This window comes from Candidatus Nitrosarchaeum limnium BG20 (genome assembly GCF_000241145.1).
Taxonomy (GTDB): Archaea; Thermoproteota; Nitrososphaeria; order Nitrososphaerales; family Nitrosopumilaceae; genus Nitrosarchaeum; species Nitrosarchaeum limnae.
Genome location: NZ_AHJG01000119.1, coordinates 1 through 1,761, shown reverse-complemented (window position 1 = coordinate 1,761; position 1,761 = coordinate 1). Strand labels below are relative to the sequence as shown.

Here is a 1,761-nt window from a genome sequence, read left to right as displayed (position 1 = left end):
AATCAAACATAATTTAAATCAGCAAATTAAATTAAAACCAGATTTTTATGTAATTACCCTTATCTACATTCATGCTAGCACTTGGCCAGGATGAAATTGCAAAATATCCATTTTTGGCAGATGCGGGACAGTATCTAAAAGATAAGGGCTTTACACTAGAACAATTTGGAACAGATCCTGATCTTAAGTCACTAATTGAAAAGGCGTTTAATAGAATTGAGGTAGCTGCAGATGGAAAAATCTATCACTCTGATTTGATAGGAGATCAGGCATCAAACCAGGCAGCACTTCCACGTGAAGTGTTCTCCTTTCTCCTTGCAATTGTACTTTTAAAATTGAGTGGCATGCACACATTAATCAAAAGATTTGCTCTTGCAGAAGCCCGACGTGCAGAAAAATATCTAGAAAAAGATCTGGCAAATATCTCAGATGAATCAAAAAAACAACTAGCAATTAGGGTTATTGATGATCTATTTTCAGTTCAGATAAAAAAACAAGATGATTTTTTTGTAATACCTGTATCTGACTACCTAAGACATTCAATAAATTTCCATGAGAGAGAATGGAAATTAATTAACCGACATGTCGAAAACGGGTTTGTGTTTCTCACTCCACATGAAACTGTTAGATTAATTCGCAAAGAACTTGGAACCTATATCAGCTCAAAAATTATCAATGCAAAAACCCCGCCCATGATTACCGGTTTTGAAGAGCCAGTAAACAAACTAATTTCGATGTCAAAAAAATTTACAACGTATACAGTAACGACTGGAGAGTATCCACCATGCATAAAACATGCAATTGATGTTCTTGAAAAAGGAGAAAACTTGCCACATTCTGGAAGATTCATGCTTGCAACATTTCTATTATCAAAAGGTCAAACAGTGGAAGAGATTGCACCTTTATTCAAAAACGCACCTGATTACAATGAGCGAGTTACACTTTACCAACTAAATCATCTTGCAGGAACTTCAGGAAGTGGTACGCATTATTCATGTCCATCTTGTGAAAAACTTAAGACACAAAATCTATGTTTTGCAATTCCTGAATGTGATAATATCATAAATCCTTTACAATTTGGGAAAAAGAGAATCTAATGCAAGAAAAAGATATAAAATTTCTAGAGGACTCATTTAAAAAATATTATTTTGAACACTTTGATCTTATTCGTGTACCAAACAGAACTTCTGAGCGAGAGTTTGGATTTCAAAAATTTAATTTTGGAATGACCAGACACATACCAATTAAAGATGACAAGGAATTACATCTATTACTTATGAAAAATATTCCATCTGATGTATATTGTTCTAATGCATGCTATTCTTTTCCCAATCTACCTATGAACGAAAAAGACTGGAAAGATGCAGATCTAATTTTTGATATTGATGCCAAAGATCTAAATCTTGAGTGTAGGAAAAATCATATGGTTTCAAAATGTAGTGAATGCAATGAAATATCTACAGATAGTGTGAAATGCAATAAATGCAATTCTTCGAAACTAGAAAAAAAATCACTCCCATGTAAAAATTGCATAGGTGCATCTAAAAATGAAGTATCAAAACTATCTGAAATCTTAATTGAAGACTTTGATGTTCAGAAAAATAACATTCATGTATATTTTTCTGGAAATGAAGGATTTCATGTGTATGTGTATGACTCACAATTTCAACAACTAGGTTCTAGGGAAAGATCAGAACTAACAGACTATATTATGTTCAACGGAGCAATACCTGAAACTTTTGGAATGAAAAAATTTAAGGT

The 1,761-nt window shown here is 32.8% G+C and carries 2 protein-coding genes; both read left to right on the top strand.

Annotated features, from left to right (window positions below; all coding sequences use genetic code 11):
* Nucleotides 1–71 precede the first annotated feature (71 nt).
* Nucleotides 72–1,097 (top strand): DNA primase, encoded by a 1,026-nt coding sequence (locus tag BG20_RS03870; RefSeq protein ID WP_010191183.1) that lies wholly within the window; start codon nt 72–74, stop codon nt 1,095–1,097.
* A partial coding sequence (locus tag BG20_RS03865) for a DNA primase small subunit domain-containing protein (protein ID WP_010191180.1) occupies nt 1,097–1,761 on the top strand: 665 nt, incomplete at its 3' end. The genes BG20_RS03870 and BG20_RS03865, both read left to right, overlap by 1 nt.

Excerpts from the sequence above, each read along its gene's own strand:
- BG20_RS03870 (WP_010191183.1), top strand. The coding sequence starts at position 72 with ATGCTAGCACTTGGCCAGGATGAAATTGCAAAATATCCATTTTTGGCA.